The organism is Pseudoalteromonas sp. 10-33, assembly GCF_001469195.1.
GTDB lineage: Bacteria > Pseudomonadota > Gammaproteobacteria > Enterobacterales > Alteromonadaceae > Pseudoalteromonas.
The window spans coordinates 341,879-348,307 of the sequence record NZ_LOFI01000023.1 but is presented as its reverse complement, the minus strand read 5'-3'; the positions used below and the strand labels follow the sequence as shown (position 1 = coordinate 348,307).

The following is a 6,429-nucleotide window of genomic DNA, read 5'->3' as shown; positions in this document are numbered from 1 at the left end:
TATATGCCTATGAAATTACATCGCACATTGCAAACTTGGTTAGATGAATTAAATGAGGAAGTAACCTTAATTAGTTCATCTGACATAAATCATGAAGCTAACGAACATCTTATTATTTTTGGTGTATCGGAGAATGAATTAGCTCTATGGGGTAAAGAATCCATTACCAACTTTATACTAGGTTGTAGGGATGTTCACGCAACTAAAACTAATTCAGTCCCAATGCAATTTTATTGTTGGTTCGATGAGTTAGCTGGTCAACTACGTATTAGTGTAGTATCAAGAGAGCACAATAAATTGCCATTTAAATGCAAACTTAATCTTTGCGAATTACCAGAAATGGTGCAAGGTTTGTTTAACAATGATAGCGGTGTGTATAACAAAAATGCTAAATTAAATGTTTGGTGTTCAGGCATATAACACATATGAGCCTTAACTCTGTCAATAGGCATTAGTGTTCTTTTTGACCGTTTTTATAAATTGACGGTCAATTCTAAACCAATAAACAAATTCGTTACTTCGTCTGTCGATACGGCTGTTAAGCAAGTAGCTTACGGCAAACACATATAGAGGCTCTCTTATTGCGATCTCATCGCAGCCAGGTTTTTCCCATATCCTTTTGGGGTTGCTGGGGCACTAGACATTCATCGGTTAACCTCATCATGGCACTATTCAAGGCGGCTGGTTTCATCATTATGATCCAGTTAGTTTCAGGCTCAAGTCAGGTGTAAGCGACTTTGTTTATTGTATTAATGCACGCGTACTGAGCGTCTAATCAAGACAAGTGGCTTAGGTCTGTAGGCATATAATCAGGTTAAACCTTGTTGGTTATTAACTCACCCAATTGATTGATGCTCAGCCTTATATCCAGTTAGATGTTCAGCTCACTCAGTACCGTGACTAACTCTTTAAGAATTTTGCTTCATCGAATACCGTCTCTTTTTTAAGCATATAATAAACACAGCGACCAAGCTTATGCGCAAGCGCTGACAGTGCTTTGGCTTTGCTCATTCGTTTTTGTAGTTTTTCGAGGTATTTGTTGGCGTTGTGATTGTGACGCAGCAGCAATACAGCGGCTTCGGAGAACGCCCATTTTAGATGTGCATTGCCAATTTTGTTGCCTTGGGAGCCATAGGTTTTACCGGCAGACTCTGCTTTGCATTTGACCAACCGACTATATGAAGCGAACTTTTGTACGCTTGAAAAGCGATTGATGTCACCAATTTCATAAATAATGGTAAGTGCGAGAATGCGGCCTATACCATTAATTGTTTGCAAGATATTAAGGTGGACAGGATTGTGTTGCTTGGCCATTTGTTCAATATAATGCTCTAAAGGCTTAAGCTCATTGTGGTAGCAATCGAGTATGGCCATGTTTAAATTAATAGAGCGTTGAACAACGGGATCAGGAAAGTAATAACGCATCTTTTCTCTGTCGCAGACGTTCTTTAAATTCACGTTGTGGGCAGGTAAATTGTACTGGCTGGCGGTATTGGCGACATGGGCTTTTAAATCAGCCCCGTGGCGAACAATTTTAGTTCTTCTGCGTAATAAGTCGCGCGTAGCACGCATATCTTTGTCATACACATAAGCAAGCGGAAAGTTCCCCCCACGGATGAGTTTGGCAATTTTATATGAATCTATTTTATCGTTTTTGGCTTTACCGCCATGAATTGCTTTCATATACAAAGCATGACCGAGAATAAAGTCGATAGTGTGTTCTTTACAAAAGTCAGCGACCCAATACCAACAGTGCATGCATTCTACGCCAACTACAATGTCACCGATATACGGTTTTAGTAGTTTTAATAGTGCTTCTGGGTCATCTTTAATTTTCTTGTGAACAAGGATAAGTCCTGTATTATCAATGATACAGACGTAAAGTAATCGCGCGTGTAAATCGATTCCACAATAATATGGATGCATGTTATTGTAAAAGTTCATTGAGCTTTCTCCTGTAAGGTTGGTTGCCTTTTCAGCGTAGCGAATAATCGCGATGCTGGGGAGGAGGCTCAATGAGTATCAAGCCAAGTCATCGGAAAATCACTCACTGGCTGCGCCAAAGCGTTCGCGTTTTCCGCTGCTTGGGGCGTTAGGTAACCAGATGAATAAGTGTATATTTCTAGTTTTGTTATTTGTTTCATTGAGCGGTAATACCGCAGAAATAAAACCTTTTCCTCGCGCGAAAATCTCAGTTGAACAATGGCAGGGTTACTTCGATTTAGTAACTAAAGAGTTCGGTGAAACTAAAAGAATTTATAAAGAACAAAATTTGGTGGTTTTTTCTGATGATGCTCAACGTGCAAATATCGCTTTTACTACAATAGAACATCCCGCTCATCCTGCTTGGGTAACAAGGTATGTGACACAAGATAATGAATCTGTGTATGTTGCACAGATAGGTTACTTCGCTGGAGAAGAACCGCCATTTGCCAAATTATTTAAAGACTATGCGAAACTAAACGAAAATGTTAAGAAACACATGGGTCTGGAAGCTTGGGATAAATAGGTTACCTAACAAGTGACGATGGTAAAAATCAACATGACACCCATTCTAAATTTTGCACTTTAAGCGGGTCAAAACAAAAACAACAACGATACCCACGCAAATATTTTACAGCTATAAACGCCAAAAAATAAAATAAGCAAAACTACAAGGTTAAACAGAGCGTATTTAATAATTAAATTCTAATTTTAGGTTATGCTATGAGACAACTCAGATACCTTTTTTTACTTGCACTTGGCTTGTTTTCAAATGCCAGTGAAAGTGCTCTATTGAATGATTTTTTCACTTTACGATGGGAAAACAGGCTGATCATCGTAAATCAACCAACAGATCCAGATTACGTATTAAGCCTTATGAAAAATCACTCAGAGGGCATTGTTGACCGGCATATAGTATGGTTTATTTTAAAAGACAGTGAGGCTTTAACTAATTACTCTGGCCAATTATCCGAGTCATTTATGTCGAATATTAAACAGCAGTACCGACTCAAAAAAAATACCGTTACTTTAATAGGAAAAGATGGGGGCATTAAATCTCAAGGAAGCACCGTTGATGTTAAAGCACTCTTTTTGAACATAGACGCTATGTATATGCGACAACGAGAAATACAGCAAAAAAACTAAGATAGATGTCATTTGAAAAAGAAAGCAGTGAACCCATTAAACTGTATGGTTATTATTAAGTACTTTCACCTATAACTTCGTCTAATGTTAAACTACAAAAAATTAATAACTTAATACAGCTATGGCATTTTACCTTTCTTTATTACAGCCTCACTTTAAACATATTGAAATAGGTGTAACACTTACTTCCCTGTGGAGCGGGTGTGGCAGTATTATTGAGTGCAGGCTTGATAATGTGCCTTGTGTTATTAAGGCGATTAAAATACCCAGTCACATAAACCATCCAAAAATTAAGCAAAGCGAATTTGCATTAAAAAGAAAGCAGCAGTCTTACAATGTTGAATATAATTTTTATAAGCATTACAGCCAGCACTTACCTAAAACAGCAAACAGTATTGAATGTGTGAGTGCTATTAATTGTGGCGATGAGTATGCGCTGGTATTTAAAAATTTTACTCAGTTTGGGTTTACGCAAGCCAGCTCGTTGCATTTAAAGCCAATAATAAAGTGGCTTGCTCACTTCCATGCGTTTAATTTGAATAAGCAGCATGATGAATTATGGGGCCAGGGGTGTTATTGGCATTTAAATACTCGGCCAGATGAATTTAACGCGCTTATGTCAAACCCTAATAACGAGTTTGATATAAAAGTAGTTGCTAAAAAATTAGCTTATCAGCTAGAACATGCTAAGTATAAAACGTTAATCCATGGCGATGCTAAACTGGCAAACTTTGCTGTTAATTCAAATAATGAGATACGTGGATACGACTTTCAGTACACAGGTGCTGGCGTTGGTATAGTCGATGTTATGTACTTTATGACGAGCTGCTTTAGCTGTGAAGAGCTATATGCTCATGCAGAAAACGAACTTGCATATTATTTCGATGAGCTAGAGCATGCGCTAGCTCTTCATCAACCCGATATAACTGTTCACGCAGTAACAAATGAATGGAAAGCGTTGTGGCCTGCTGCGTGGGCTGATTTTCATCGTTTTTTAGCAGGGTGGAGTCCAGAGCATTATAAAATAAATAGTTATATGCATGAGCAAGTTGTTCGTTGGTTTAAAACAAATAACTAAATTTTAAGTATTGTGTTGTGCATAAATATCAAACAAACACATATATTTGCGCACAATGTATTAGAATTGCTTTAAAACTACAGGTCAAATGGTCATTTTTAATATAAAATATCGCTAATTATTGTCTAAGTAGGTTTTCATCATGGCTATTCACGTTATTACTCATCCACTTGTTCAACATAAATTAGGTTTAATGCGTGCTTTCGGCATTAGCACTAAAAGCTTTCGTGAGCTGTGCTCAGAAGTTGGCACATTATTAACGTACGAAGCAACGAAAAATATTCCCCTTGAAGACAATGAAATAACCAGTTGGGACGGCAACAAACTTAACGTACAACATATTAAAGGCAAAAAAATTACGGTGGTTCCTATCTTACGTGCAGGTTTAGGTATGATGGATGGTGTTATGCAGTTGCTGCCTGCGGCTAAAGTGAGTGTAGTTGGCCTTCAACGCAACGAAGAAACGCTTGAGCCAATTCCTTATTTTGAGAAGTTGGTTGGTAACATTGAACAACGTCTTAGCTTGGTTATCGACCCGATGCTTGCAACAGGTGGCTCGATGATTGCCACAATAGACATGTTAAAAAAAGCGGGCTGTAAAGAAATCAAAGTTATAGTGTTAGTTGCAGCCCCTGAAGGGGTAGAAAAAACCTTAGCAGCTCACCCTGATGTAGAAATATTTACCGCAGCGGTAGACAGCCACTTAAACGAAAAAGGGTATATAGTGCCCGGTCTAGGTGACGCAGGTGATAAAATATTTGGCACGGTATAGTTGCTATTGATAAGCGTTAATCGTTTTTGTGTTATAGGCAACGCAATTATAAAAGAGGCTTTCTGAGGAAGGCCTTTTTCGTGTTTGTTTACTAACTTTATAACGGCAAAAAGCAATAATTAAATTTAGGAGTGTTTAGTGAAAGGTAACGCAACATTTTCAATTAAAACAATTTTAACTGGCGCACAAATGCTATTTGTTGCATTTGGTGCGTTGGTATTGGTACCACTATTAACAGGGCTCGATCCAAGTGTTGCACTTTTTACGGCAGGTATAGGCACATTACTATTTCAATTGGTGACTAAAGGGCAGGTGCCTATATTTTTAGCCTCCTCGTTTGCGTTTATAGCACCCATTATTGCTGGTGTACAAATGTGGGGCGTACCCGCTACGATGGGCGGGTTAATGGCCGCCGGCGTAGCTTATATGTTATTAAGCTTACTCGTTAAATTTAAAGGTGTCGCTACACTCCATAAAATTTTACCTCCAGTTGTTGTTGGCCCCGTTATTATGGTGATAGGTTTAGCACTTGCGCCTGTTGCGGTTAATATGGCGATGGGTAAAACAGGTGATGGCAGTGTTCAGTTAATTGATTATAACAGTGCTATTTTAATTTCCATGTTTTCACTTGTGGTTACGCTTATATTTGCAGTGTGGGGCAAAGGTGTATTTAAATTAATTCCCATATTAGCAGGCGTAATATCTGGTTATGGGCTATCGCTTGCACTGGGTGTAGTGCAGTTTGAAGCTGTAACTAATGCACATTGGTTTGCTGTACCTAATTTTACCTTACCTGAATTTAAGTGGCAGGCAATTTTATTTATGGTGCCTGTGGCCATTGCGCCAGCTATTGAGCATATAGGCGACATGATGGCGATAAGCCAAGTGGCTAAAAAAGACTTTTTGAAAAAGCCAGGTTTGCACCGTACTTTGTTTGGTGATGGATTAGCAACGTCTGCGGCGTCGTTGTTTGGAGGCCCGCCAAACACCACTTATTCAGAGGTGACTGGTGCGGTAATGCTGACTAAAAACTTTAATCCCAAAGTAATGATGTGGACCGCTATTATTGCAATTGCCTTGGCGTTTATTGCCAAAATGGGAGCAGGATTACAAACCATACCGGTGCCTGTGATGGGAGGGATTATGATTTTGTTATTTGGCTCGATTGCTGTCGTTGGATTAAATACGTTAGTTAAGTCGGGCGATGATTTAACAGCCCCTCGTAACCTAACTATTGTTGCCCTTATTTTAGTATGTGGCATAGGTGGTATGCACATAGGTAGCAGTCAATTTAGTTTAGAGGGGGTTAGCTTGTGTGCCGTTTTAGGTTTAGTGCTTAATTTAGTACTCCCCAAAGTAGAGCAAAACGCTGCATAACTTTGCACATTAGTTAAAATATTTGCACCAAATTGGCGCGTTTAAAACGTGCCTTTTTTATAACCTATTAAAA

7 protein-coding genes are annotated in these 6,429 nt (G+C 38.7%); 6 read left to right on the top strand and 1 reads right to left on the bottom strand.

From position 1 onward, the window contains the following. The coding region (locus ATS76_RS19225) for a hypothetical protein (RefSeq protein WP_160327117.1) at nt 1-420 on the top strand (420 nt) is incomplete at its 5' end. Between the two features lie 480 nt (nt 421-900). Here the strand turns inward: ATS76_RS19225 and ATS76_RS12380 are convergent. Beyond that, entirely contained in the window at nt 901-1,944 is a 1,044-nt protein-coding gene (locus ATS76_RS12380; protein ID WP_058552384.1) for an IS110 family transposase, read from the bottom strand. 160 nt (nt 1,945-2,104) lie between these two features. Here ATS76_RS12380 and ATS76_RS12375 point away from each other — a divergent pair, with 160 nt between their 5' ends. The 5 genes from ATS76_RS12375 (at nt 2,105) to ATS76_RS12355 (ending at nt 6,356) form a co-directional block, all read left to right on the top strand. Beyond that, nucleotides 2,105-2,509 (top strand): hypothetical protein, encoded by a 405-nt coding sequence (locus tag ATS76_RS12375; RefSeq protein ID WP_152995646.1) that lies wholly within the window; start codon nt 2,105-2,107, stop codon nt 2,507-2,509. A 197-nt stretch (nt 2,510-2,706) separates the two neighbouring features. Next, a complete protein-coding gene (locus ATS76_RS12370; RefSeq protein WP_058552382.1) occupies nt 2,707-3,129 on the top strand; it encodes a DUF4174 domain-containing protein in 423 nt (140 codons plus the stop codon). A 121-nt stretch (nt 3,130-3,250) separates the two neighbouring features. Beyond that, entirely contained in the window at nt 3,251-4,207 is a 957-nt protein-coding gene (locus ATS76_RS12365; protein WP_058552381.1) for a kinase, read from the top strand. A 142-nt stretch (nt 4,208-4,349) separates the two neighbouring features. Next, the gene (upp, locus tag ATS76_RS12360) at nt 4,350-4,979 is read left to right on the top strand and encodes a uracil phosphoribosyltransferase (protein WP_006791732.1); all 630 of its coding nucleotides are present in this window, start codon (nt 4,350-4,352) and stop codon (nt 4,977-4,979) included. A 138-nt stretch (nt 4,980-5,117) separates the two neighbouring features. Next, on the top strand, nt 5,118-6,356 hold the full coding sequence (locus ATS76_RS12355) for a uracil-xanthine permease family protein (protein WP_058552380.1): 1,239 nt from the start codon (nt 5,118-5,120) through the stop codon (nt 6,354-6,356). Nucleotides 6,357-6,429 lie beyond the last annotated feature (73 nt).